This is a genomic window from Thiothrix sp. (genome assembly GCF_028714775.1).
GTDB lineage: Bacteria > Pseudomonadota > Gammaproteobacteria > Thiotrichales > Thiotrichaceae > Thiothrix.
The window spans coordinates 83779-109724 of the sequence record NZ_JAQTLS010000012.1 but is presented as its reverse complement, the minus strand read 5'-3'; the positions used below and the strand labels follow the sequence as shown (position 1 = coordinate 109724).

Genomic DNA, 25946 nt, shown 5'->3' with positions numbered 1-25946 from the left:
ACAGCCTGTTTATCATCATTTCCTCATGGTATCCTTCCGCGATTGTTTTCTTGCAGTAAAGTCATGATGAAACCTGTTCTGGCCCTAATTGGCCGCCCTAATGTTGGCAAATCTACCCTGTTTAACCGTCTGACGCGCTCACGCGACGCGCTGGTGGCGGATTTCCCCGGCCTCACCCGTGACCGTAAGTATGGCACTGGCGACCTGAACGGGCGCGGTTACTTGCTGATTGATACCGGCGGTTTAAGCGGCGAACAGGATGGCATTGATGCACAAATGTTCAAACAAACCCAAGCCGCGATCCAAGAAGCCCATGCCATCCTGTTTATTGTGGACGGTAAACAAGGCATGACCGCCGCTGATGAGAGCATTGCGCAAGACATCCGTGCGACAGGCAAACCCATTTATTTGCTGGTCAACAAGATTGACCGTGTTGACCCTGATCAAGCAGCGGCAGAATTTTACGCACTGGGCTTTACAGAAGTTTTCATGGTTGCCGCCATTCAAGGGCGTGGTGTCACCGTCATGATGGAGGCCGTGCTTGACCATTGCGGCGCGACCTCGACGGAAGAAGACGAGGCAGAGCAAGAAGATGGCAGCATCCGTATCGCTTTCGTAGGGCGTCCGAATGTCGGCAAATCCACGCTGGTCAACCGCATTATGGGGGAAGAACGGGTCATCGCTTTCGACCAACCCGGCACAACCCGCGACAGCATTTTCATCCCCTTCGAGCGCGATGGGCAGAAATACACCCTGATTGACACCGCTGGGGTACGCCGCCGTAGCCGCGTGGACGAAACCATCGAGAAATTCAGCATCATCAAGACACTGGATGCTATCCAACGGGCGCACGTGGTCATTATGCTGGTGGACGCCCACGACGTGATCGCCGACCAAGATGCGCATTTGCTGGGGCTGATCCTTGACGCAGGCAAAGCACTGATCCTCGCGGTCAATAAATGGGACGGGCTGGAATCCGACCAGCGCGATTGGATCAAGCAGCAGTTGGAAATCAAACTGCCATTCATTTCGTTTGCGGAAACCTATTTCATCTCCGCCCTGCACGGCTCCAACGTAGGCTTGCTGTATGCGGCAGTGAAACGCGCTTACGATTCCGCCATGATGAAAGTGCCAACCCCACGTCTGACGCGGATTTTGGAAATGGCAATCCAACAGCACCAACCACCGCTGACCCGAGGGCAACGCATCAAGCTGCGCTACGCCCACCAAGGTGGCAGTAACCCGTTCCGCATCATTATTCACGGCAACCGCACAGACTATGTGCCAGAAGCCTACACGCGCTATCTGGCAAACTATTTCCGCCAAACCCTCAAGCTGACTGGCACACAGTTACGCATCGAATACAAGTCGGGCGAAAATCCTTACGAGGGTAAGCACAAAACCCTTACCCCACGTCAGGAACACACCAAAAAACGCCAGATGGCGCGGGTGCGGGAAATCAAGAAAAGCGAAAAGAAGAAAAAATAAGCGCGGCATAGCAGCATAAGGCACTTATATTTTGGCGAAGATTCCTGTAGTTTTCGCGCCTTTAGTGTCTTGGAGCATAAAACGCTATGTCACGCATTGTTATTCTGGGTGCTGGTGTCGCCGGACATACAGCCGCAAGATACCTTGGCAAGTGGATCGGCAAACAACACGAAATTGTTGTCGTTTCACCCAATGCCAAGTGGAACTGGATTCCCTCCAATATCTGGGTTGGCGTCGGGCAGATGACCGAAGATGATGTCACCTTTGAACTGCGCCCGATTTACAACAAACTGGGCGTAGCTTTCCACCAAGCCAAAGCCTTGTCCGTACACCCTGAAGGCAGCGCTGACAGCGACACCCCCTATGTCATGGTGGAATACACCGACCCGGCACGTAGCGGGGAAAGTGAAAAAATCAGCTACGACTACCTGATCAATGCCACTGGGCCAAAACTGAATTTCGCAGCTACCCAAGGCTTGGGGCCGGAAGCTGGGCACACAGTTTCGGTTTGTACTGCCTCTCACGCGCTGGAAGCCAACGAAAAGCTCCAAGCCACCATCGACAGCATGAAAGCTGGAGCCAACAAGACCTTCGTGATCGGCACAGGTCACGGTATGTGCACCTGCCAAGGCGCGGCGTTTGAATACATCTATAACGTTGACCACACCCTGCGCGAAGCGGGCGTGCGCGATAAGGCGCGTATTGTCTGGCTGAGCAACGAATACGAACTCGGCGATTTCGGCATGGGCGGTGTACACATTGCACGCGGTGGCTACATCACCAACGGCAAAACCTTCGCCGAATCGCTGATGGTGGAACGCGGCATGGAATGGATTGTGCGTTCGCATGTCACGAAAGTGGAAGCCAACAAAATCCACTACGAAATACTTGATGGCAGCTTCCACGAACTGGATTTCGACTTCGCCATGCTAATCCCACCCTTTGCAGGTGTCGGGCTGAAAGCATTCAGCAAGTCCGGCGACGACATTACCGCGCAAGTGTTTGCCGCTAACGGTTTCATGAAAGTGGATGCGGATTACACCGTCAAGCCGTTCTCGGATTGGAGTGCGCAAGATTGGCCTAAGACTTACCAAACCCCGGCTTACCCGAATGTATTCGCGGTTGGTATCGCTTTTGCCCCACCGCACCTGATCAGCAAACCGATGCAAAGTGCGAACGGCACACCGATCAACCCTGCCCCACCACGTACTGGGATGCCTTCCGCGACGATGGCGAAAGCCGTTGCCATGAGCATCCGTGATATGGTCAAGGGGGCAGAAAAACCTACCCATACCGCCTCAATGGCAACCATGGGCGCGGCTTGCGTGGCTTCCACTGGCTCCCACATCTTCAAAGGGACTGCCGCTACCATGACGGTATTCCCAGTCGTGCCGGATTACGAAAAGTACCCCGAATACGGGCGTGATTTGGATTTGACCTTCGGTGAAATTGGGCTGGCAGGACATTGGATGAAATACCTGCTGCACCACATGTTCATTTATCAGGCGAAATTGCGTCCGGGCTGGTCATTGTTGCCAGATTAATGCATTGCGGGATTTATTGAGGAAAACACCATGTCAGTCAAAAACAAAGAGCCTTACCAACAGGCGTACTACCCGCCTGTGCCGACGGGGATTACCCGCTACATGCGGACATCCATCATTTGGCAGTTGTACCGTTTCGTGATCATCAACCTGAAAATGCTCAAGTTGATGGCGAAATCGCACCACTAAACGGCAAGTCGCTTAAGCCAACAGCAGTTTAAGCGACACCAACAGCGAGACCGTCACTAACACCGGGCGGATCAGGCGCGTACCATGCCTGACCGCCATGTGTGTACCGATGTAACTGCCGACCATCTGCCCTACCCCCATTACTAAACCTACCAACCACACGATATGCCCCGACAAGGCAAAGAACAGTAGCGCGGCAATATTGCTGGTGAAATTCAGCAATTTGGTATTTCCTGTCGCTTTCGGCAAACCAAACCCCAACAACGCCACATAACCCATGGTGTAAAATGTACCCGCGCCGGGGCCAAAGAAACCGTCGTAAAAACCTGCACCGAACCCTACAGTTACAGCAAACACTGGCGGTGAAATAAGCTGTTGCTGATCCAAATCGCTGATTCTCGGCGAAAACAGGAAATACAGCGCGAACAGCATCAACAGCAACGGAATCGCCTTTTCCAGCAAGCTGGAATCTACCTGCTGCACCAGCAACGTACCGCATACCGAGCCGATGAATGTCAGCGCGATTGCCAATTTTTGCCCTTTCACATCGACCAAGCCGTGACGGGTGTAATTATATGCCGCCGTCGAAGAGCCGAAACTGGCTTGCAGTTTGTTGGTTGCCAAGCTTTCCAACGGCGTGAAACCTGCCCACAGCAGCGCGGGAATGCAAATGAGGCCACCGCCGCCACCGATGGCATCGACCCATCCGGCAATAATCGCCAGAATAAATAGGATCAATAATAAAGAGGGATCAAACGCAGTATGGAATAAAGCTAATATCATGCAGTGCAGTATAATGGAGGCTTCGTAAAACCAACACGGATGTCGACATGCTGCTAAACATCGAAAAACCTTACACCGGCAAATACGCCCTATCCCATCTCGGTTTCCGCCCGTTCTTCCTTGCCGCTGGCGTGTTTGGTGTCATAGGGATGCTGTTGTGGCTGGGCATGTACCATTTCAACTGGTTATTGCTGCCATCCACCTATGCGCCGATGAGTTGGCACGCGCATGAAATGGTTTTCGGTTACGCCGTTGCGGTCGCTGCTGGTTTTCTGCTGACTGCGGTTAAGAACTGGACAAACATCCAAACCATCCACCAACAACCCTTGCTGATCCTCGCGTTGGTATGGCTGTTGGTACGGGTGCTGCCCTTTACGGGTTTCCTGCCGCTGGCGGCACTGGTCGATACTGCCTTTTTGGTGTGGCTGAGCGTGGAAATCGCACGCCCGATCATCAAGACCAAACAGTGGAACCATGCGGCACTGGCAGGCAAAATTGCGTTGCTGGTTCCTGCCAATATTGTGTTTTACCTTGGTTTGCTAGGGTATTGGCCTGCGGGTTTGCAAATCGGCTTATATACAGGTTTCTACATTATTCTGGCGCTGATTTTCACGATGGGGCGGAGGGTGATCCCGTTTTTCATTGAACGCGGTGTGGGTTGCCCGTTTGAAGCGAAAAATGATGTGTGGGTTGACCGCATCAGCCTGATCCTGTTTTTGCTGTTTGCCATCGCGGATGTTGCGGCAATGGGTACGGGCAATACGGCTGCCGGTTTCCTCGCAGCAATCTTGGCACTGGCGCAAGTGCCCTTGCACGCCTTCCGCTTGGTTGGTTGGTATCACCCGAATATCTGGGAAAAGAACCTGTTGTGGGTACTGTATCTTGCGTATTGCTGGCTGATTGCCGGTTTCGTGTTGAAATTCCTCGCGGCTGCGGCAGGCGTTTCACCTTGGATCGGGCTGCACGCTTTCAGTGTTGGCGGTATTGGCATGATGACCATAGGCATGATGGCGCGGGTGGCACTGGGGCATACCGGGCGTAATGTGTTTGACCCACCGCCGATCCTGATGGTGATTTTCTTGCTGCTGTTCAGTGGCGCATTCATCCGCGTGCTGAATGTGTGGCTGGTTCCCGAATTTTATGGCGTGTGGATTTTAAGCGCACAATTACTGTGGATTGCCGCTTTCAGCCTGTTCGTGTGGCAGTATGCGCCGATGCTGATCAAGCCACGCATCGACAAACGTTACGGCTAAATTTCTAACCTTGAGTAACATTATGCAAATCCAAAATCCACTGGCACAGAACCGCTGCAACGAACTCGACCTGATTGGTAAGCACTTGCCGCTAAGCAATGCCACCGCGCTGGAACTCGGCTGTGGCACGGCGCGTATGACGCGCTTGCTTGCTGAACGCTTTCCGCTTGCCCGTATCATTGCCACCGAAGTTGACCAAATCCAGCACGCCAAAAACCTCGAAGAGCAACAAAATGACGGACGCATTGTGTTCAAATCCGGCGGTGCTCAAGCTATCGACGCCCCGGATAACAGCATCGACGTGGTATTCATGTTCAAATCCCTGCACCACGTTCCGCCCGAACTGATGGCGCAAGGGATGCAGGAAATCGCCCGCGTACTCAAACCCGGCGGTTTGGCATGGATTTCCGAACCCGTATACGCAGGGGATTTCAACGACATCCTGCGCCTATTCCACGACGAAAAGGTGGTGCGCGAACTGGCGTTTCAGGCGATATGCGAAGTGGTTACTTCCGGCAAACTGGAACTGGTCGAGCAAATTTTCTGTAACACTGAGTCACGCTTTGCCAATTTCGAGGAATTTGAAGAGCGCATCCTCAACGTGACGCACACCAACCACCAGCTTGATGATGCACTGTATGCCACCGTGAAAGCCCGCTTCGCAGCTCACATAGGAGCGGAAGGGGCACGGTTTGATAACCCGATACGGGTCGACCTATTACGCAAACCGGGTTAATTCCCTGCGCCGTATTTCAATAGACTTGGCGGGCAAACAGGCGTTCCAGCCTGTGCTGCCAGCGTTGCATCCGCTCGCCACGTGGCTCTTGCGGAACAGCGCCATGCAGGGAACGGCTTTTAGGAAGCTGCCGGAACATTAAGGGTAGTTTGTCATTGTGCCGGAATGGCTCTGCCATCGTATTCATTTGTGCCACACTCCTGTCGCTTATTTATATTTTTTAACCACGCCAGCCGTATTGGCGACGCTTGTGGCAAGCATAGCGTGTAGATGTGCAGAAAATGTGTAGAGCAGATGAAAGGTTTTTGTATACCGGGGCGTAATAGCTACGCCCGGTTAATGAGCTTACTGGCGTTCGAGCGGACGGGCATCCGCTGCGATCTTGTCCAATACGCCGTTGATAAATTTGTGTGCCTGTTCCGCGCCAAATTTTTTCGCCAGATTAACGTATTCATTGACCACCACTTTGAAAGGGGTTTCGATGTGGTTTACCAGTTCGCAGGTAGCTACCCGCAACACGGCATGTTCAATCGGGTCAACTTGGGACAGTTTGCGGTCAAGGTGCGGGGAAATCCGGTTTTCCAGTTCCTCACCGCCCTCTATCGCGCAACGCATCAGTTTATGGCAAAAGGCCGCATCCGACTTGCGGAAATCTTCCGCCAATTCACGATCTTCCTGAAAGTACAGGTATATCTCATTGAATTCATTACCTGTGATAATCCATTGATAGACGCCCTGCATTGCCAGCCGCCGTGCAACACGACGACGGGCAATTAATTGCTGGGATTCCGAAAGGGGTTTGCGACCAGCCATTTGTGTTTATTTCCTGATCTTACGCAGCAAAGAAACCATTTCAATCGCAGACAGAGCCGCTTCCGCGCCTTTGTTGCCTGCTTTTGTCCCTGCCCGCTCGATAGATTGCTCGATGGTATCCGTGGTCAGGACACCAAAAATAACCGGCAGTTCGTGTGCCAAACCAACCGATGCCAGCCCTTTGGAGGCTTCACCTGCGACATAATCAAAGTGCGGCGTGCTGCCACGGATAACCGCGCCCAACGCGATAATGGCATCGTAATCACCATTAGCCGCCATTGCCTGTGCCACCAATGGCAGTTCGTATGCGCCCGGCACACGTACTACATCAATGTCTTCCTCTTTCACGCCACCATGACGCTTGAGTGCATCAATTGCGCCGGAAAGCAGGCTTTCGACGATAAAACTGTTAAAACGCGCAACGACGATGCCGTATTTTGCTTCCTGTGGTGCGTAATCACCTTCGATAACATTGCAGCCCATTGAATAATCCCAACCTTAATCCTGAACGTAATCAACAATTTCCAGACCGAAACCAGCAATCCCGTGGAAGCGTTTGGGCGCACTCATCACGCGCATCCGACGGATGCCGAGGTCAGAGAGGATTTGCGCACCAATGCCGTAGGTTTTTAGCTCAGCCGGTGAAGAGCGGGCATTGTCCCGCACTACGGGGCGAGATTCAAACCCTTTCAACTGTTGCAACAGGTTTTGTGTTTGGATCGGTTCACGCAGGATAACGATTGCGCCCTTACCCTCGTCGCTGATACGTTTCATCGCACTGCGTAAAGGCCAACCGCAACCCGGCTCCGTTAATGCCAGCAGGTCGCATAGCTCATTTTCCAAATGCACACGCACCATGACGGTATCGTCGGCACTGACTTCACCTTTGACCAGCGCCAGATGTATGTCGTGTTTGGCGAGTTCTTGGTAAGCAACCAGATGGAATTGGCCGTATTCCGTGGACACATCTTTTTCAAAGATACGCTCGATGGTCTTTTCATTTTGCACACGGTAACGGATCAGGTCTTCGATAGTCCCCATTTTGAGGCAGTGCTTTTCGGCAAAGATTTCAAGGTCAGGGCGACGTGCCATTGTGCCGTCTTCGTTGAGGATTTCCACGATTGTCGCGGCTGGCTCAAAACCTGCCAAACGTGCCAAATCGCAGCCCGCTTCGGTATGGCCTGCGCGGGTCAATACCCCGCCCGGTTGCGCCATCAAGGGGAAAATATGCCCCGGCTGTTCAATGTCGGCAGGCTGGGCATTCGGTGCAACCGCCGTGCGCACGGTATGGGCACGGTCATAAGCCGAAATGCCTGTCGTTACACCTTCCGCCGCTTCAATCGACACGGTGAAATTGGTGCGGTGTTCTTCGTCTGTCGCGGAAATCATCAGTGGCAGGTTCAACTGCTTGCAACGCTCACGGGTCAGGGTCAGGCAAACCAAGCCGCGCCCTTCTTTGACCATGAAATTGATGTCTTCCGGTCGCGTGAGGGAAGCCACCATTAATAAGTCGCCTTCATTTTCGCGGTCTTCATCGTCAACAATAACGACCATTTTACCGGCGGCGAGGTCTTCGAGTATCTCTTCTGTGGTGTTGAATTGCATAGGGTTCCTGCATCTATCCATGCGACTGACTGGCTAACGTGTGGGTACAGTCTACTTTAGGGTTGAAAAGGCGCAATCATACGCGAAAACGCGAAATGTGACCAATGCTAGCCTTTTCCGCCATGAAATAACGCAAAAGCCCCCTTAAGCCGCAGCCTTGATTGTTCTTCAACAGCGGAAACAGTAATATTCCTTATGTGTAGTGCATATTGCGGACTGCAAGGATAAAGGAGAGGGTATGTCAAACATCAAAGGCAAGGGGCATTGCCAATCGTGCCAGATTCGGCACTTAAGCATTTTCGCCCAATTGCCGATAGACCGACTGGTTGAAATACAGCTCTTCCAGCCGTCTGTAGTTACCTATGCTGCTGATGAAACGGTCTATCATCAAGGTGATGTGGCACTGAATGCCTTCACCTTGCGCCGGGGGCTGGTCAAGCTGATCAAAACCCTTCCCAATGGGCGCACCCAGATTGTCCGCGTATTGCGGGCAGGCGATTTGTTTGGCTTTGACGGCTTTGCTGGTGAACCTTACAACCATACCGCCATCCCCTTGAGTGAAATCGAAGTTTGCCGCCTGCCACTGGGCGAACTGATGGAGCTGAAAAAACAAAACCCTGAAATCGAAAACACCATGATGCGCCGCTGGATTCAGCACTTGCGTGAAGCGGAAGACATGATGCTGGAACTGGGGGCAAAAAAAGCTGCCGAACGTTTGGCCTCATTCCTGCTGCGCTGGTGTGAGAACATGGGTGGCGGCTGGGTAGTGCTGCCGCTTTCCCGTGCTGAAATCGGCGAGTTGCTGGGATTGACGATTGAAACGGTCAGCCGCTTCCTCTCAGACTGGAAACGCCAAGGTTTCATCAACGAACAACGCGGCAGCATCCAAATACAAAACGTTGAGGGTTTACGTAAAACAGCTTGTTCCAGCGGAAGCTGCTGAAGGTGAACCGGATGTCAGCAGAAGCCAACCTCAACCTTTACATTACTGCTGTCCACCCCTGCCCTTATTTACCCGACCGGCAAGCCGTCAACCTGCTGGTTGACCCTTGTTTCAGCATGACCACAAAGTTGTATGCCCGTTTGTTGGACAGCGGCTTTCGGCGCAGTGGAACCGATGTCTATCGCCCCCACTGCAAGACATGCACGTCCTGCGTTTCAACGCGCATTCCGGTCGAACATTTCAAACCTAACCGCTCGCAGCAACGGACCAAGCAACGTAACCGCGACTTGCAGGTACACGTCAACCGGGGGGAAGGTTTCAAACCCGAATACGGTGAGTTATACCGGCAATACATCAACCAACGCCACAAAGGCGGCGGGATGGAAACGGATAGCATGGAAACATTTGCCGGTTTCCTGCTCAGCCGCTGGAGCGAAACCTTATTGGTGGAATTCCGTGACGGTGATGACCTGCTGGCAGTGGCAACGGTCGATGAAACACCCAATGGCCTGTCGTCGGTATACACCTTTTTCGCCCCCGATATTGGTGAAAAACGCGGCTTGGGAACGTATGCGGTACTGTGGCAAATCGACTATGCCCGCGAACGGGGTTTGCCCTATGTCTACCCCGGCTATTGGATTGCTGAGTCACCAAAGATGAATTACAAGACCCGTTTCCAGCCGATTGAGGGCTTGAGAAATGGTGTTTGGGAAACGCTGGAACCAGCCGATAAAAGGTCGTGCAGATCGTCTGAAAGTTAATGGTTGCGGTTATATTTCATGCTAGTTTTTGGGCTACCCCGTCACCGCATGAGAGTCAACAATGCTCAAAACTTTCACCCTGAATACGATTTCCCATCAGCAAAAAACCCCTGAAAGTGGCCTGATTTACTGGAATGTCACTGATGAAAACAGCCGCAAACGCAAAATCACGGGCATCACGGGCTTAAGCCAGCAAGGTTTCATCAAAACCGTCACCTCACAGCACCGCCGTGAACTGCCTTTGGTGGAAATTCTTTCCCAACATGGCGAAGGCGATACATTTTGCATCGACTTCTCACTGTTCAATGAAACATTTGGTTATGTACCACGGGAAATCCACCCAGAAAGCCAAGCAGCTCCACCGCCCGCCAACCGCCTGAGAGACAGCTTGCGGGCGTTGTTCCAGATACCTTTCCGCTAAGGATTAATGGCGGAAGTGGCGCATTCCGGTAAAGACCATCGCCATGCCATGCTCATTCGCAGCCGCAATGACTTCCTCATCGCGCATGGAACCACCCGGTTGGATTACCGCTTTGATACCTGCTGCTGCCGCGCTGTCGATGCCGTCACGGAATGGGAAGAAAGCATCCGATGCCATGACCGAACCCGGCACAACCAAACCTGCGTGTTCGGCCTTGATACCAGCGATACGTGCGGAGTTAATGCGGCTCATTTGGCCTGCGCCCACACCGATGGTCATGTCGTTTTTCGCGTAAACAATCGCGTTGGATTTGACGAACTTGGCAACTTTCCACGCAAATTGCAGGTCGCTCAATTCGCTTTCAGTCGGCTGGCGCGTGCTGACGACGGTCAGTTTATCCAGTAACGGGATGTCAGCGGTTTGTACCAACAGGCCACCGTTAACACGCTTGTAATCCAGACGGTTAGGGTTTTCAGCACCCCACATATCCACGGTCAACAGGCGCACGTTCTTTTTCGCGGCAACCGCTGCTACTGCTTCTGGTGAAACTCCCGGTGCAATGATGACTTCGACAAATTGGCGGTCGACGATGGTTTTCGCGGTTTCGCCATCCAGCGGGTAGTTGAAGGCGATGATGCCGCCGAATGCGGATTCGGGGTCAGTGCTGTAAGCGCGGTTGTAGGCTTCCAGAATATTTGCGCCGACTGCCACACCACACGGGTTGGCGTGCTTAACGATCACGCAGGCCGGGGCGGTGAATTGCTTCACGCATTCCAGCGCCGCATCGGTATCGCCAATGTTGTTGTAAGACAATTCCTTGCCTTGTACTTGGGTGGCGCTGGCAATGCAGCCCGCCGGAGCATCGTATTCAGCGTAAAACGCACCTGCTTGGTGGCTGTTTTCACCGTAACGGCAGTCTTGTTTCTTTTCAACTTGCAGGCTGAAAGTGCGTGGGAACGCTGCGGGCTGTTCGTGCGTTGCACCATCCACCCGTGCGCCGAAGTAGTTGGCAATCATGCCATCGTAACGTGCGGTGTGTTCAAAGGCTTTGACCGCGAGGCTGAAACGGGTTTCAGGCTTGATGCAGCCGCCACTGGTTTCCATTTCGGCTTGGATGCGCCCGTATTCGCCGGGTTCAACCACAATGGCGACGTGGGCATGGTTTTTGGCACTGGCGCGAACCATTGCCGGGCCGCCGATGTCGATGTTTTCCACAGCGTCGTCAAAGCTGCAACCGGGCTTGGATACGGTGGCTTCAAACGGGTACAGGTTAACCACGATCAGGTCGATACGCCCAATACCGTGTTCTGCCATGATGGCATCGTCCACACCACGACGACCGAGGATGCCACCGTGAATTTTCGGGTGCAGGGTTTTCACCCGCCCATCCATCATTTCGGGGAAGCCGGTATGGTCGGAAACTTCAATTACCGGGATGCCCGCAGCCGCCAGCAATTTGGCAGTGCCGCCGGTAGAAAGCAGTTCAACGCCTTGGCTATGCAGGAATTGGGCGAATTCCACCACGCCAGCCTTGTCGGAAACGCTCAACAAGGCGCGGGTTACGGGCAGGTTGGAAACAGTCGTCATCGTGTGAATCTCTGGGGGGAATGAAAAACAGAGTATTCTATGTCCATGCCTGTTTCCCTGCAATGTCAGATTTGTTGCGGCTCCCCTTCTGCTTGCGCTGCCGCTGGCTGTGGTTTCGGTGGTTTGGGCGGTTTAGCTTGCCACAAACCGCCATGATTCAAGGCTTGCCAGCCCCAACGCAGCCAACCCAACAACGCCACTGCCAACCACAATGCCCATGCCAACATCAGCAAGCGGTAATACAGGATCGGGACGCTGATCACTGCGGGTTGCGGCAAGGTATTACCCGCCCGGTCCTGATACCACATGAGATTTTGCGCCCACGAACCATTGCCCGCGATCTGCATGTCCGGCGTTCCCAGTAGCCCATTTGCCACCGCCCCCACCAAGGATGGCAGCGCAAACAGCGTCAGCAACACCAAGCCGATTTGCATGAGGTTAAATTTCCAATACGGCAATTCACCCGACCATTTGCCACGCATTGCCAAGGCAATCAGCCACAAGGCCATCAGTACCATCAGGTAAGGGCTGCTTTGGCTCAAACCGATACCGAGCAGGAACCATTGCCAGCTTTTCAGCGGGGTAAGCCCAGAACGTCCCAACACCAGCGCGAACACCAGCAATACACCCAACATGCCCCAAAACAAAACAGCAGGCCCTGCCAATGGCCCTTGTACCCACAATACCCAACGGTCTTCCGGCAGTTGCAGGTGGAATTCGCTATTCACACTCGGCAAACCCAAGTCCAGCGCGGGGAAAGCGTAACGGGTCGGCATCGCCCCCGCTTCCTGCCATTCCAGTACCGCTTCCTGTTTGCGCGGCAGCAACGGCAGGATAACTTTGCCCTGCTGTTGCTGGATGGCTTGTTTCGTGCCGTCGATGCTTAAGCTTTTCAGCACGGCATTGTCAGGCAAGGTAATGGTGTGTTGCGAACCACGGCTGCTATCCAAGTTCAGGCGCAAACTCACTTCCCGCGCCCGCTTGCCAACCTCAATCTGGGTCTGGCTGGCAAGGATCGTGACGGTTTGCCCCGCCGTGCCTTGTGGACGGTTTACTGCCAACTTCAGGGTTTCACCTGCCCATGGTTTCCACAGCAATACACCTTGCGCATCATCTTCTTGGTAATCGTTGACGGGTAGGCCAGTAGCCTCCACATGCCACACGGTGCTTGCTGCAACTTGCCACTCTTCCAGCCATGCGCTGTTTTTGCTGGCAGTTAGCGTGATTTCCCCGGTTTGCGGCAGGCGTGATGTCCACTCCAAACTGTCTTGTTGCGGCTTGAGGTTGATTTGTAAGGCATTGTCCTTGATGGTGAATTGCTCGCTCAACGGCTGTTCGCCCACCAATAGCGGTATCGACAAGCTGATGGGCGCGGCACTGTCAGAAACACGGGTAATGGTGGTGACAACATACCAATCCAGCCCCAAATCCAGACGGCGCTGGATTTTCACAAAGGCGGGCAAATGCGGCATGTCTTGCGTGCCTGCATCCGCCACGGCTGCGGTACGGTTAAGCTGCAATTGGTCTTCGGGGACACCGTTATCGCGGATGCCATCCACTTGCCAACCTGTACCCTGCCATGTCACGCGGTGCGGCTTGAGCGGTAATGGCAAGGCCAAACTGCTGCGTGCCGGTAATACGCCTTGCAATACAACATCGTGCTGGCCTTGCGCCAACACCACCCACAGTTGCTGTTCGTCATCGCGGCGCAGGGCTTGTGCCGGTTTGCCATCCACTACCACGGTTTGCGGCAACCACGTACTTTGGCTCCCCGGCAGCGGCAAAGCGACCTGTTCGGCGGCATGGGCACGTAAACGCACCTGCAAGCCATTGTCCTGTAAGGCAATATCCATCACGTCAATTTGCGCACAGGCGGGTAAACATTCCGGCGCACGCAACAGGCGTTCTTGCAGGGTTTGCAACATCGCATTGTCCAGGGTCGGTGATTCCGCAGCGACCACAGGCGTAGTTTGCAACCACAACAGCAGCGGCAAAGCCAACAACAAGCCCATGCCCACTTGCGCCCCATTACTTATATGCGGCAGTTTCCGCCATGCAGTGAAATCACCCGCCAGCAATGCCAAACGTGCAGCCAAGACCAACATCACCGCTACCCCCAGCACTTTCAGTAAGGAATAAACCAGCGGGGAAACCAACCATAAGTTAGCCGTCTCTTCTGGAGTAATCACACCTGACCATTCCAGCGTTACTGTTTTGCCCTGCCAACTGGGTAAACCCGGCCCGGTTTGGATCATGCTGTTGGGGTCAATATTGCGCAAGTTGGCAACCCGTTTGGCATCCAACCCACCGCTCACGGAGGCGGATCCGTAACTGTAGCGCCCCTTGTCAGCCATTGCTTGGGTGGGAGCCATTTTGCGTTCGGCTTGTTGTGCCAAGTCCGACAAAACAGCATTGGCTTGTTCTGTTTCCATTTTCCCAGACATTTCGACAGCGGCATCCGCAGGCATAGCAGGTTCCGCAGCCACAGGCGACGGCGCAGGTGGTGGAAGCGGGACTCCGGGCGGCGCGGCGGCTGGCACGGCATCATACTTCTGCATTGCCCCACCCAAACCAAAGCCAAAACCGTCGGTATCACGCAGCGCGGCACTTTCCTCCAATTGCGGGTACAAGGCCGTGCGCACCGTGGTGATGGTGTAAGGCAACACAATCAACACCAAGGCCAACAAACTTACCCAACGGTAATAACCCAGCCAGCGTTGCATCCAGCCCGTCGGCAAGGCACGCAACAGCGCCGTAACCGCCAATAAGTTCAGCCAGATGTATTGCGGCGCTTCGGGCTGATGCCATGTCAATGCCAAAGCCACACCCGCAACCGCGCCCCAACGCCAACCGTACAAATAACCCGTAGCCACCAATGTCAGCAGCACAAGGAATAAATCCAGCAAATCCCACTGCTGCAACCACGTATCCGGCAAGTTATCCGTACCCGTCGCCGCGAACAACAACCAACCCGGTGGCAAATGCAGGGTCGTGGTCACTTTCTGCAATTCCTGCTGCCAACCACTGACTGGCAGGCCAGAACGCCCCGCCTCATAACGGCTATCCGCTTCAAGATTGATCGAACGCTGACGCACTTCCACGCCATCCGCTTGCCCTTGTGCTTGGCGGGTAATCAATTGCGCTTCACCACCCAAGCTCACGCGCCCCAAATGGATCGCAGGCAACACTTCCAGACGTGATTGCTGTGCCAATGTGCCATCCAAACGGTCTTGCAAGGTGTACCCCGCACCGTCGGAATCCAGCCACAGTTGGCGCGTCAGGCTCAGTTGCGCAGGGCTGTCGGTCATACCCCGGTGCTGTTCCACCAACTTCATGGCGCTGCCCGCCGTCAGCAAGTATGCAGGCAAACTTGCCCAGTCTTCCGGCAAACGGGTTTGCGTCGGGTCAACGCTGTTCACGCCTTCCACCTGCACTTGGCGGATGTGCGTGTCTGCTTCAAATACCCACACCTCTTCTGGTGGCCACGGGGCGGCACTGGTGGGTAAAGCCAAATGGTCGAGGGTAGTGGTGGCGCGTCCGGTCAGTTTGATTGTCCATTCGCCGGGGCGTAGCTGCACTTGCAGCTTGCCGTCCTGCCCCATACGGGTCGGTAACGGGCTATCCAATTGCAGAGGGATAAAATCTGCCAGCAGCACCGGAGCCAATTCCGCATTACGCTGCTTGCCGGATACCCGCAATTGGATGCTGGTGGTCACTTCCAGCGGGTGCGAATCGGATACCTTACGGAACACCTGAACATCAAGGTTATCTTCGCTAGCGGTATCGTTAGTGCGGTTCAACCACAAACCGCCTTCGTCATTGAATTCTGGGGTAGCAATCGCCGCACCATTAACCGCCAATTGCACCAACCCGGTTTCCGGGGCAACAAACAAGGCTTCCGGCAACTTGTCCCAAAAAAACTGCCCAGTGATGTCGTAACTGCCTGCTGGCAATTTCAACACCGGGTAATTGTCCTTTTCTGTCACCACCACGGGCTGTTTGCCCTTGTCTTGCACCTGCTGCGGCCAATGCTGCACGTCACCGGGCAAACGCACCACGGTTTCTGCATACACTTCCCAATGCTGGGTAAATGTGCCGCCTTTATCGGTCAATTGCAGCTCTAAACGTCCGGGCCACGCGCATTGGCGGCTATCTTCGTTAAATAGGTAGGGGCAAGCATGATCTTGATGCCCATCCAACGCCCATCCTACCCACGGTTTGAGCGGGTCGGGAACTTGGTCGGGAGGCAAAGGGTCGGCGCGTGCCGAAGAAAGCAGGAAGCAAGTCAGCAACAGAGCGAGAAAACGCAACATGGTGGTGTCCTCTGAAATATTATTCTTAGGAACTATTATCACCTGTTGGGGGCATAGAGTATATGCCCCCTATCGCCAATTATTCCCACTCAATCGTCGCAGGCGGTTTCCCCGAAATATCATAAACCACGCGGGAAATACCGCGTATTTCATTGATAATCCGCCGTGACAGCAGATCAAGGAAGTCATACGGCAAATGCGCCCAACGTGCAGTCATGAAGTCGATGGTTTCGACCGCCCGCAGTGCAATCACGTAGTCGTAACGGCGACCATCGCCCGTGACACCCACCGATTTTACGGGCAGGAACACCGCAAACGCTTGCGAAGTCTTGTCGTAGAGGTCGTGTTTGCGCAGTTCTTCAATGAAGATGTGGTCAGCCAAACGCAGCAAGTCGGCGTAGTCTTTTTTCACTTCGCCCAAGATACGCACGCCCAAGCCAGGGCCGGGGAACGGATGGCGGTAAACCATTTCCGGCGGCAAACCGAGTTCCACGCCCATCACGCGCACTTCGTCTTTGAAGAGTTCGCGCAGTGGCTCGACCAAACCCATTTTCATGTTTTCTGGCAAACCGCCAACGTTATGGTGCGACTTGATCAAGTGCGCCTTGCCTGTTTTCGCGCCCGCAGACTCGATCACATCGGGGTAAATCGTGCCCTGCGCCAGCCATTTTGCGGAAGTTAGTTTGGAAGATTCTTCGTCGAAAATTTCGATGAACATGCCGCCGATGATCTTGCGCTTCTTTTCCGGGTCAGTGACACCCGCCAAGGCAGACAGGAAACGTTCTTCCGCATCCACACGGATGACTTTCACACCCATGTGTTCGGCGAACATCGCCATTACTTGGTCGCCTTCGCGGTAACGCAACAGGCCAGTGTCAACGAAAACGCAGGTCAATTGCGTACCAATCGCCTTGTGCAACAAAGCCGCCACCACGGAGGAATCCACGCCGCCAGACAAACCAAGGATGACTTCATCCGTACCGACTTTTTCGCGCACAGTACGGATGTTTTCTTCGATGATGTTCGCGGTCGTCCACAAACCCGCGCAGCCGCAGATGTCTTGCACGAAACGTTGCAGGATGCGCTTGCCCTGCCTAGTGTGGGTCACTTCTGGATGGAATTGCAGCGCGTAGAAATGGCGCGTTTCATCCGCCATGCCTGCAATCGGCGCAGAGGCCGTGCTTGCCATCAGCTTGAAGCCTTCCGGCAGTGCGGTAACTTTATCGCCGTGCGACATCCACACATCCAGCAGGCCGAAACCGTCAGGCGATACGTGGTCTTCAATTTCTTTCAACAGCGCCGTATGCCCGTGCGCCCGCACTTGCGCGTAACCGAATTCGCAATGGTCGGAGGTTTCCACCGCGCCGCCCAGTTGCACCGCCATGGTCTGCATCCCGTAGCAAATGCCCAGCACGGGTACGCCCAAACTGAACACGTTATCCGGGGCTTTCGGCGGTTCGGCATCAGTGACGGATTCAGGGCCACCGGAGAGGATAATGCCCTTCGCACCGAACGAGGCTACCGCGTCAGCATCCACATCCCACGGGTAAATTTCGCAGTAAACACCGACTTCACGCACGCGCCGCGCAATCAATTGGGTGTATTGCGAACCGAAGTCGAGGATCAGTACGCGGTCAGCATGAATATTTTGTGTCATGAAATTACACCCGGTAGTTTGGTGATTCTTTGGTGATGGTCACGTCATGGACATGCGATTCACGCATCCCCGCGCTGGAAATACGCACGAACTGCGGCTTGGTGCGCATTTCTTCCATATCTTTGCAGCCGACATAACCCATGCTGGAACGTACCCCGCCCATCATCTGGTGGATGATTGGAGCCAATGGGCCTTTGTATGGCACGCGGCCTTCAATCCCTTCCGGTACGAGCTTGTCAGCGGCATTTTCAGAGCCGTCTTGGAAGTAACGGTCGCTGGAACCTTTCGCCATCGCGCCCAAAGAACCCATGCCACGGTAAGATTTATAGGAACGCCCTTGGAACAATTCCACTTCACCCGGCGCTTCTTCTGTGCCCGCGAACATGCCACCCAACATCACAGTATGCGCCCCCGCTGCCAAAGCTTTGGCGATGTCACCGGAATAACGGATGCCGCCGTCAGCAATCAATGGAACGCCAGTGCCTTCCAACGCTTTCGACACGTTCATCACCGCAGAGATTTGCGGAACGCCCACGCCTGCAACGATACGGGTGGTGCAAATAGAACCAGGACCGATACCGACTTTCACCGCGTCTGCACCCGCTGCGACCAGTGCCAATGCCGCTTCACCCGTGGCAATGTTGCCGCCAATGACTTGGACTTCAGGGAAGTTTTTCTTCACCCATGACACGCGGTCGAGTACGCCTTGGGAATGCCCGTGTGCGGTATCGACGATGATCACGTCTACACCTGCTTCGACCAGCGCCCGCACGCGGTCTTCCGTGCCGTAACCTACACCGACCGCTGCACCGACCAACAACTGGCCTTGGTCATCTTTACAGGCATTCGGGAAGTCGGTGGATTTTTGGATGTCTTTTACTGTAATCAAGCCGCGCAATTGAAATTGGTCGTTGATGACCAGCACTTTTTCAATGCGGTAAGTGTGCAGCAATTTGCGGATTTGGCCTTTGCTTGCGCCCTCCTCCACCGTCACCAAGCGCTCTTTCGGGGTCATGATGGTGCTGACAGGTTCATCAAGCTTGGTTTCAAAACGCAGGTCACGCCCGGTTACGATACCGACCAAATCTTCGCCTTCCACCACAGGTACGCCAGAAATGTTATTGGCGCGGGTCAAGGCCAAGACATCACGGATCGTGGTGTTAGGCCCAACCGTAATCGGGTTTTTGATGATACCGCTTTCGTATTTTTTCACCGTGCGTACTTGATCAGCTTGCGCGGCAATGCTCATGTTTTTATGGATAATGCCCATGCCGCCCTCTTGGGCGAGTGCGATGGCAAGACGGGCTTCTGTTACCGTATCCATCGCCGCCGACAACAGCGGAATATTCAAGGTAATGTTGCGGGTCAAAGGGGTTTGCAAGCTGGCGTCAGCAGGCAAAACCGTGGAGTGTGCAGGTACTAAAAGAACGTCGTCAAAGGTAAGGGCTTCCTGAAGGATACGCATGAGGCTTATGTCCGGTCTGTGAAAATAAGCGCTTTATTATAGGGTTTGACCTTAGCCCGGTAAACTGTTATCAAACTACACCCGATCTAAGCAAACGCGCCATGCAAACCGAACGTACCGTTTTCACCGTTTCCCAACTCAACAGCGAAGTCAGCCACCTGCTGACCCACGGCTTCCCTGCCCTGTGGGTAGAAGGCGAAATCTCCAACCTCGCCCGACCCTCATCCGGTCATATCTACCTGACTTTGAAAGATGCCGGGGCGCAAGTCCGCTGCGCAATGTTCCGCAACCGCGCTATGTATTTGAAAATCCGCCCCGAAAACGGCATGAAAGTGCTGGTACGCGGCAAAGTCGGGTTGTACGAACCGCGCGGCGAATTCCAGATGGTGATAGAACAGATGGAAAGCGCGGGCGAAGGCGCATTGCAACGCCAGTTCGAGGAACTCAAACGCAAGTTGCACGCACAGGGGCTGTTTGCCGACGAACACAAGAAGCCGCTACCCACCTTCCCGCGCTGCATCGGCGTCATTACTTCACCCACGGGGGCAGCGATCCGCGACATCCTGCACGTCTTGAAACGCCGCTGCCCACAAATTCCGGTGATGGTTTACCCTGTTGCGGTGCAGGGCGAAGGTTCCAAAGAACAAATTGTGCGAGCCATCCAACAAGCTGGGCGCGAACAGCGCTGTGATGTGCTGATTCTGGCGCGGGGCGGCGGTTCCATCGAAGACTTGTGGTCATTTAATGAGGAAAATGTCGCGCAGGCCGTTTACGCTTGCCCCCTGCCCATCGTCAGCGGCGTGGGGCATGAAATCGACTTTACCATTGCCGATTTCGTTGCCGATGTCCGCGCCCCCACACCTTCGGCAGCGGCTGAATTGGTCGGGCCGGAAATGGCGGTGCTGCAAACCCATGTCCAACGCTTGCAGCACCAATTGGGGCGCATCCAACAACGTTACCTGCAACGGGCGGACGAACACTTCCGGCGCTTGCAACAACGGTTGGAAAACCAACGTCCCACCAACCGCTTACAGCAGAAAGCGCAGCGGCTGGATGAATTGGATATGCGCCTTGCCTCCGCGTTTACCCGCCACCTACGCCGCCAACAACAACACCTAGGAAATTTGCAAACCCGCCTGCAAACGCAATCCCCTACCCGCAGCATCCGCCAGCAGCAAGAACAGCTTACCCGCTGGCAACACGCCCTGCCCCGGCTGATGCAACAACGGCTGGACAAAGCCCGCGACCACCTGCAAATACAGGTCGGGCAATTGCAGGCACTTAGCCCATTGGCAACACTGGAACGCGGTTACGGGATTGTGCGGGCGAATGCGGAGGGGCAAGTGATCCGCAGCGTTGCGCCGTTACGGCTGGGGCAGACGGTGTTTACCCAACTGAAAGACTGTGGGTTTGAGAGTATCATCACAAAAATTCAGCCCATAGCCTAATACCACCACTCACGGAGGACGCACTATGTTTAACGTGAAACTACGCAGTCATAACTTTAAAAGCATTCACTGCTTATTACTCGCTATCACTTTGCTTTTTCAAGCAAATATCGCAAATGCCATTTACCCATACGCACCCAAGATGGAAATTGGCAACCCACAAAATCTTAGCGAAGCCACCATATTCTCCGCTTATACAGGTGAACCCGCCTTTTTCTGGGATGACCGCAATAAAGAATTAAACTTATGGAAAACGGATGGTGCATCGAAAAACGATTTACATCTCGCCACGTTTCCAGTCAATAACCATTCCGATTTCAATGGCTCACTTCCAAAATTTCATGCGCTCGGCGAACGGGTGCTGTTTTGGGTCGATGATGGCAAGCACGGTTTTGAGTTGTGGGCAAGCGATGGCACACAAACTGGAACACAGTTGCTGGTGAATGCCTCACTCGCATATGAACCCACTTCCCTGCAAACCGCCACGTACTATTACTTCATCGCGAATGATAGCGGACAAGGTTACACAAACCCAGCCACGCTATGGCGCACAGACGGTACAGCAGCAGGAACACAAGCTATCGCGCATTTTGCCGGAGGTGAATATTTCAGCCTGATTGATTCCCCTCATGATGGTCTGTTAATAGTCAGCAAATCGAATGCCGCAATGGATACGCTGACGTTATTTTCACTGAATACCGAAACAACGCAGCAACAACACATCCACACATTTAAAGGCAATGCACCGTTAGTCGATGGATCGCATTTTTTCGGGAAGTACCTCTACTTTGCCCTAAGTGACATGGGGCAACACGATCCTGACGAATGGTGGCGCACCGATTTAACCGACGCAGGCACACAACGTTTACTCAGCGTCCCACTCATGAATGGGGAATGGAAAGAAGCACCGCATTTATTCAGTTTTGGGCAATATGCCTATTACATGGCAATGGATGGCATACGCCCAGCGGGACTATGGCAAACCGATGGTACAGCCGCCGGAACAAAAGCCTTGTTGGAAAGTAAGGGCGGTCAATACAACGGTGATAGCGGACAAGATTGGCCTGCAATACCTGTCCCGTTTGTCGTGCGAGGGGATAAGCTGATTTTCCCGACCTTTTCCCAACACAGTCCGTACAGTAGGCAGTATTCACAGTTATGGAGTTTATCCAGCACCCATGCCGACAAATTGGTGCTGTTAGGGGAATTTATGAACCCGATGTTGCTACGTCCACATGAAGCGGATCACTCCTCACCCTTGTACTTCAGTACAGAACACGAACGCTGGCAAACCGATGGCACACCCGCAGGTACGAAAGTCGTAGGTATTGATCCCTTGCGTACAAGGTGGAAAGCGCATGAATGGAAAGATTCTGAGGGAATTGGCACTCCATTCCCGCTCAATACAACACCACCAACATGGCTAGTCACTTATGATGATCCGCAACACGGCTGGGAATTATGGGTTACTGACAGCACCTTAAAAAATACGCATCGGTTGGCGCTCAATAAATAAGTAGCCCAAGTAGCCAAGGGGGTATTTTACGAAGCGCTGCCAAACCCTGCCACCACATCAAACAACTCCGCATCAATCCCCTCTTGCCGCAGTTGATGGTAGCTATGCGTCAACCCTTCCAGCATTTCGCCGATATTCTTCTCTGCCCGCTGCATGGTTGCCAGACGGCTAGCATTTTCACTCGCCAGCGATTCGGCACAGGCGCGGAACAGCGATACGAACAGGTATTCGCGGATCAGTGCTGCCAAGGTCTTGGGGCTAGAGCCAAGCGGTTCGGGCAGCTTGTCGGTCAGCCACGGTTGAGCCAACAGTTTGCGCTGCCATTCGGCATCCAGTGGTAACAGACGTTGGGTGACAGGTTCGTAATGGCCTGAAACCGCGCCCGGACGGTTGTGGAACAGGTATAAGCCGCTGATTTTGCCGCGCTCACGGGCGCTTTCTGTTGCCACCACCAGTTGCCCAATCAGCGCGGTAACAGCACTCACCGAATTCGGCACGTTAAACAGCCCCGTCAGCGGCAACTCGGCATCTTCCAGCCTGTCACGCATCCGTTCGCCGACTACCCACACCAGTTTATCACCCGGCAAGCCAGTCAGGGCATGGGTGACGAATTCCGCCAACACGTCGTTGAATTGCCCGACCAAGCCCTGATCCGTGCCGAATACAATCACCCCGGTTGCCATGCCGCTCTTGTGTTGGGTTTCGGTTGCCAGCAGCGGCACGTCAGGTTGGCGCAAACAGGCGACCAAGCCCAATTCGACGGTGTGGTAATAGGCTTCCAGCGCGTGGACAGCGCGTTCATATTGCCCGATGTTGGAGGCGGACAACGCCTTCATGGTATGCACCACCGATTGCAGGTCAACAGTTCCGTCAATCCGGTGGCGCAGGGTTTCGATGCTGTCGCTCATGGCGCTGGCCTGAAACCGGCGGCGACATACAATTGCTGTTCGGCAGCCTGCATTTGTTCCAACGGCACGGTATCAAACTTGCCGTCGCTCAGGGCTTGCAGCAGACTGATTTGTGCGGCGACGGGCACGGGTTGGTGTTCGGCTTGTTGCAGACAAGCGCGGATGCGTTGCCCGTGCGCCAATACCTTGCGGGTATTGTCATCCAGCCGTGTACCAAAGCGGGCGAAACCTTCCAGTTCCTCGAATTGTGCGTAAGCCAGCTTGAGGCTGCCCGCCACCCTGCGGTAATCCGCCAGTTGCGCTTTGCCACCGACCCGCGACACCGAACGCCCCACATCCACCGCCGGTAATACCCCTAATTCAAACAACTTGGGCGACAAGTAAATCTGCCCGTCAGTAATCGAAATCAGGTTGGTGGGGATATAAGCCGCCATATTCTGCGCTTCGGTTTCAATGATCGGCAACGCCGTCAACGAACCACCGCCGAAACGTTGGCGCAAGTGCGTAGAGCGTTCCAGTAGGCGTGAATGGATGTAGAAAATGTCGCCGGGAAATGCCTCACGTCCGGGCGGGCGGCGCAACAGCAAGGACAGTTCACGGTAAGCCCGCGCATGGTTGGTGAGGTCGTCGTACACAATCAGCACGTCGCGGCCTTGATGCATGAAATGTTCGGCAATGCTGGTGGCGGCGTAAGGCGCAATATACGTCAGCCCCGGCGGGTCGTTGCCCTCAGTGACCACCACGATGGTGTAAGCCATTGCCCCATGTTCACGCAGGCTCGCAACCACTTTCGCCACGGCAGATGCCCGCTGCCCAATCGCGCAATACACGCACAGCACATTCTGGTCATGCTGGTTGAGGATGGTATCGACCGCGATGGTGGTTTTGCCGGTCTGGCGGTCGCCGAGGATCAGTTCGCGTTGCCCACGCCCAATGGGAACCAGCGCGTCGATCACCTTGATGCCGGTTTGCAAAGGTACAGTGACCGGATCACGATCCATGATCGGGGCGGCAGGACGTTCAATCGGTAAGCGTTGGGTAAAAGCTAGCACGCCCTTGTCATCCAGCGCCACGCCCAGTGGGTTGATAACACGCCCGATCAGCGCATCGCCGACCGGCACATCCATAACCCTGCCAGTGCGTTCCACCTCATCTCCGGCTTGCAAATGCCAGTAATCGCCCAGCAACACCACGCCGATGTCGGTTTCCGCCAAATCGAAAGCAATGCCGTAAAGTCCACCGGGGAATTTCACCAATTCTTCAAAGCCCACATTCGGCAAGCCGGTAACGCGGGCAATGCCAGTCGCAACGCTGCTGACGTGCCCGATTTCACGTGCCTGCAAAGGCGGGGTGAAGGCTTCACGCGCTTGGCGGATGCTTTGGAATGCACCCTCCAGTGCGGAGTGCAGGGTAGTGTCATACATGGGCGGGTTCCGGGTGCGGTGCAGTCGGAGCAGCGGGAGGCGTTAGCGTGTGGAGCAAGTCCCCGATGCTTGCCTCCAGCGCGGTCAGGTAATCCGCAATGCTCCATTCCAGCTTGTGACCGTTGCTGATGAGTTCGATGCCGCTGAGCAACTCCGGCTCAGTCTCGAAACGGATACTGGGTTGGATAGGCAACATGCTTTGCACGGTCTGCGTAAGCGCTGCCTGTTCGGTGGGCGGCAGCAGGAATGCGCTGCGGATCAGCACTTGGCAATCCTTTTGTCCAGCGGGCGTACACATTTGCACTTTTTCCACCATACCCAAAGCTTGCAAGCGGCGGATGAATACCGCGACCATGCGTGCTTCCAGCCCGGTATCTGCCAGATCGGTCAGGGTTTTGCGGGTAATGGCGAACACTTCTTGGCGGGTACGGGTAGCAATGCCACGGCTCAAGCTTTGCTGTTCCCTATCCAAAGCTTCCTGCCATTGGGCACGTAAGGCAGCAGCTTCCGCACGGGCAGCTTCCAGCAATTGCTGACGGGCGGCTTGTGCTTCGGTCGTGGCTTGTTCCAACAGAGTGGCATGTTGCTGCTCGAATTCGGCATTTTTGCGCTCGAATTCCTCGCGCTCCTGTGCGGCAGCAGCTTGCGCAGCTTGCATATCTTGCATCTGGCGGAGGAGGCGTTGTTCACGACCGTCAATAGCATCCAACACCGGCTTGTAAAGGAAGCGCTTCAGCAGCCACATCAGGATCAGGAAGTTAACCGCTTGAGCGCCAACGGTGAACCAGTCAATTAGCACAAGCTGTCCCTCCCGCTGCTATGGTAGCAATGGCGTGACTCCAAAAGGGGTTGGCAAAAATCAGGATCATGGAAACCACAAAACAGTAAATGGCAATGGATTCAATCATCGCCAACCCCACAAACAGCGTGCGGGTAATGGTGGGCGCGGCATCCGGCTGTTGTGCCAACGAGCTAAGTGCGGTAGCAACGGCGCGGCCTTCCCCCAGTGCCGGGCCAATGCCGCCAATGGCAATGGTCAACCCGGCAGTAACGATGGAGGCAATCGCAATCAGGGTCATGTTATCCATGAGT

General features: G+C 54.4%; 23 protein-coding genes. 10 read left to right on the top strand and 13 right to left on the bottom strand.

What is annotated here, in order from left to right:
- The first annotated feature begins 66 nt into the window (after positions 1-66).
- The 3 genes from der to PHE17_RS12870 all read left to right on the top strand — a co-directional run bounded on the left by der (position 67) and on the right by PHE17_RS12870 (position 3221).
- Complete coding sequence (gene der / locus PHE17_RS12880; protein WP_301016303.1) at positions 67-1488, top strand: ribosome biogenesis GTPase Der; 1422 nt, start codon at positions 67-69, stop codon at positions 1486-1488.
- An 86-nt stretch (positions 1489-1574) separates the two neighbouring features.
- A complete protein-coding gene (locus PHE17_RS12875; RefSeq protein WP_301016274.1) occupies positions 1575-3032 on the top strand; it encodes an FAD-dependent oxidoreductase in 1458 nt (485 codons plus the stop codon).
- A gap of 30 nt (positions 3033-3062) precedes the next feature.
- Positions 3063-3221, top strand: coding sequence for a hypothetical protein (locus PHE17_RS12870; RefSeq protein ID WP_301016273.1), 159 nt, complete (start codon positions 3063-3065; stop codon positions 3219-3221).
- Between the two features lie 12 nt (positions 3222-3233).
- Here the strand turns inward: PHE17_RS12870 and PHE17_RS12865 are convergent, their stop codons facing one another.
- Entirely contained in the window at positions 3234-4004 is a 771-nt protein-coding gene (locus PHE17_RS12865) for a TSUP family transporter (RefSeq protein WP_301016272.1), read from the bottom strand.
- A 47-nt stretch (positions 4005-4051) separates the two neighbouring features.
- Between PHE17_RS12865 and PHE17_RS12860 the strand changes: the two genes are divergently transcribed.
- A complete protein-coding gene (locus PHE17_RS12860; protein ID WP_301016271.1) occupies positions 4052-5257 on the top strand; it encodes an NnrS family protein in 1206 nt (401 codons plus the stop codon).
- A 22-nt stretch (positions 5258-5279) separates the two neighbouring features.
- Positions 5280-5993, top strand: a complete 714-nt coding sequence (locus PHE17_RS12855; protein WP_301016269.1) for a class I SAM-dependent methyltransferase — start codon at positions 5280-5282, stop codon at positions 5991-5993.
- A 16-nt stretch (positions 5994-6009) separates the two neighbouring features.
- On the opposite strand, the gene PHE17_RS12850 is transcribed toward PHE17_RS12855, so the two are convergent.
- The 4 genes from PHE17_RS12850 to ribBA form a co-directional block, all read right to left on the bottom strand.
- Positions 6010-6180: a hypothetical protein gene (locus tag PHE17_RS12850; protein ID WP_301016268.1), complete on the bottom strand. Its 171-nt coding sequence runs from the start codon at positions 6178-6180 to the stop codon at positions 6010-6012.
- Between the two features lie 158 nt (positions 6181-6338).
- Positions 6339-6806: a transcription antitermination factor NusB gene (gene nusB, locus PHE17_RS12845; protein WP_301016267.1), complete on the bottom strand. Its 468-nt coding sequence runs from the start codon at positions 6804-6806 to the stop codon at positions 6339-6341.
- A gap of 6 nt (positions 6807-6812) precedes the next feature.
- Entirely contained in the window at positions 6813-7289 is a 477-nt protein-coding gene (gene ribE / locus PHE17_RS12840; RefSeq protein ID WP_301016266.1) for a 6,7-dimethyl-8-ribityllumazine synthase, read from the bottom strand.
- A gap of 15 nt (positions 7290-7304) precedes the next feature.
- Positions 7305-8411 carry a bifunctional 3,4-dihydroxy-2-butanone-4-phosphate synthase/GTP cyclohydrolase II gene (ribBA, locus tag PHE17_RS12835; RefSeq protein ID WP_301016265.1) on the bottom strand — a complete coding sequence of 369 codons (1107 nt, stop codon included), beginning with the start codon at positions 8409-8411 and terminating at the stop codon, positions 7305-7307.
- A gap of 238 nt (positions 8412-8649) precedes the next feature.
- Here ribBA and PHE17_RS12830 point away from each other — a divergent pair, with 238 nt between their 5' ends.
- The 3 genes from PHE17_RS12830 to PHE17_RS12820 all read left to right on the top strand — a co-directional run bounded on the left by PHE17_RS12830 (position 8650) and on the right by PHE17_RS12820 (position 10536).
- On the top strand, positions 8650-9354 hold the full coding sequence (locus tag PHE17_RS12830) for a Crp/Fnr family transcriptional regulator (RefSeq protein ID WP_301016264.1): 705 nt from the start codon (positions 8650-8652) through the stop codon (positions 9352-9354).
- Positions 9355-9365: 11 nt separating this feature from the next.
- Positions 9366-10115, top strand: a complete 750-nt coding sequence (locus PHE17_RS12825) for an arginyltransferase (RefSeq protein ID WP_301016263.1) — start codon at positions 9366-9368, stop codon at positions 10113-10115.
- Between the two features lie 61 nt (positions 10116-10176).
- Positions 10177-10536: a hypothetical protein gene (locus PHE17_RS12820; protein WP_301016262.1), complete on the top strand. Its 360-nt coding sequence runs from the start codon at positions 10177-10179 to the stop codon at positions 10534-10536.
- Positions 10537-10539: 3 nt separating this feature from the next.
- Here PHE17_RS12820 and purH read toward each other — a convergent pair whose 3' ends face one another.
- From purH to guaB, 4 genes are all read right to left on the bottom strand, one after another.
- The gene (gene purH / locus PHE17_RS12815; protein ID WP_301016261.1) at positions 10540-12123 is read right to left on the bottom strand and encodes a bifunctional phosphoribosylaminoimidazolecarboxamide formyltransferase/IMP cyclohydrolase; all 1584 of its coding nucleotides are present in this window, start codon (positions 12121-12123) and stop codon (positions 10540-10542) included.
- 65 nt (positions 12124-12188) lie between these two features.
- The gene (locus PHE17_RS12810; RefSeq protein WP_301016260.1) at positions 12189-16436 is read right to left on the bottom strand and encodes a hypothetical protein; all 4248 of its coding nucleotides are present in this window, start codon (positions 16434-16436) and stop codon (positions 12189-12191) included.
- 79 nt (positions 16437-16515) lie between these two features.
- Positions 16516-18093, bottom strand: coding sequence for a glutamine-hydrolyzing GMP synthase (guaA, locus tag PHE17_RS12805; RefSeq protein WP_301016259.1), 1578 nt, complete (start codon positions 18091-18093; stop codon positions 16516-16518).
- A 4-nt stretch (positions 18094-18097) separates the two neighbouring features.
- A complete protein-coding gene (gene guaB / locus PHE17_RS12800) occupies positions 18098-19558 on the bottom strand; it encodes an IMP dehydrogenase (protein ID WP_301016258.1) in 1461 nt (486 codons plus the stop codon).
- A gap of 101 nt (positions 19559-19659) precedes the next feature.
- Between guaB and xseA the strand changes: the two genes are divergently transcribed.
- Both xseA and PHE17_RS12790 read left to right on the top strand, forming a co-directional pair.
- Positions 19660-21006 (top strand): exodeoxyribonuclease VII large subunit, encoded by a 1347-nt coding sequence (gene xseA, locus PHE17_RS12795; protein WP_301016257.1) that lies wholly within the window; start codon positions 19660-19662, stop codon positions 21004-21006.
- Positions 21007-21148: 142 nt separating this feature from the next.
- On the top strand, positions 21149-22522 hold the full coding sequence (locus tag PHE17_RS12790) for a hypothetical protein (protein ID WP_301016256.1): 1374 nt from the start codon (positions 21149-21151) through the stop codon (positions 22520-22522).
- 26 nt (positions 22523-22548) lie between these two features.
- On the opposite strand, the gene PHE17_RS12785 is transcribed toward PHE17_RS12790, so the two are convergent.
- From PHE17_RS12785 to PHE17_RS12770, 4 genes are read right to left on the bottom strand one after another with little or no spacing between them, the layout of a single operon-like run.
- Positions 22549-23430, bottom strand: a complete 882-nt coding sequence (locus PHE17_RS12785) for a F0F1 ATP synthase subunit gamma (RefSeq protein WP_301016255.1) — start codon at positions 23428-23430, stop codon at positions 22549-22551.
- On the bottom strand, positions 23427-24854 hold the full coding sequence (locus tag PHE17_RS12780) for an alternate F1F0 ATPase, F1 subunit alpha (RefSeq protein ID WP_301016254.1): 1428 nt from the start codon (positions 24852-24854) through the stop codon (positions 23427-23429). The genes PHE17_RS12785 and PHE17_RS12780 overlap by 4 nt, the downstream gene beginning before the upstream one ends.
- On the bottom strand, positions 24847-25653 hold the full coding sequence (locus PHE17_RS12775; protein WP_301016253.1) for a hypothetical protein: 807 nt from the start codon (positions 25651-25653) through the stop codon (positions 24847-24849). The genes PHE17_RS12780 and PHE17_RS12775 overlap by 8 nt, the downstream gene beginning before the upstream one ends.
- Positions 25643-25942 carry a F0F1 ATP synthase subunit C gene (locus PHE17_RS12770; RefSeq protein ID WP_301016252.1) on the bottom strand — a complete coding sequence of 100 codons (300 nt, stop codon included), beginning with the start codon at positions 25940-25942 and terminating at the stop codon, positions 25643-25645. The genes PHE17_RS12775 and PHE17_RS12770 overlap by 11 nt, the downstream gene beginning before the upstream one ends.
- Positions 25943-25946: the final 4 nt, after the last annotated feature.